1 protein-coding gene is annotated in these 501 nt (G+C 44.3%); it reads left to right on the top strand.

The annotated features are described in order from the left end of the window. Positions 1-501 (top strand): hypothetical protein (locus tag FD04_RS12895; protein WP_202813164.1); only part of this gene is annotated, 501 nt, incomplete at both ends.

Genomic DNA, 501 nt, shown 5'->3' with positions numbered 1-501 from the left:
TTACTCAATGATGTTGATGTCGAGGTTGAATCACTCAACGACGTTGATGTCGATTCGCTTACTGACGTTGAACCAGATTCACTGACAGAGATCGAACCTGAGTTACTCAACGATGTTGATGTCGAAGTTGAATCTCTCAACGACGTTGATGTCGAGTCACTCACTGACGTTGAGCCTGATTCACTGACCGAGATTGAACCTGAGTTACTCAATGATGTTGATGTCGAGGTTGAATCACTCAACGACGTTGATGTCGATTCGCTTACTGACGTTGAACCAGATTCACTGACAGAGATCGAACCTGAGTTACTCAACGATGCTGAAGCTGAGTCACTTACTGACGTTGAGCCTGATTCACTGACAGAAATCGAACCTGAGTTACTCAACGATGCTGAAGTTGAATCACTTACTGACGTCGAGCCAGACTCACTAACTGAGATTGATTCTGAGTTACTCAATGATGTTGATGTCGAGGTTGAATCACTTAACGACGTTGAGCCT

Source organism: Secundilactobacillus odoratitofui DSM 19909 = JCM 15043, assembly GCF_001434895.1.
Classification (GTDB): Bacteria; Bacillota; Bacilli; order Lactobacillales; family Lactobacillaceae; genus Secundilactobacillus; species Secundilactobacillus odoratitofui.
The sequence above is the reverse complement of the archived record's forward strand: the minus strand, read 5'-3'. Positions and strand labels throughout refer to the sequence as shown.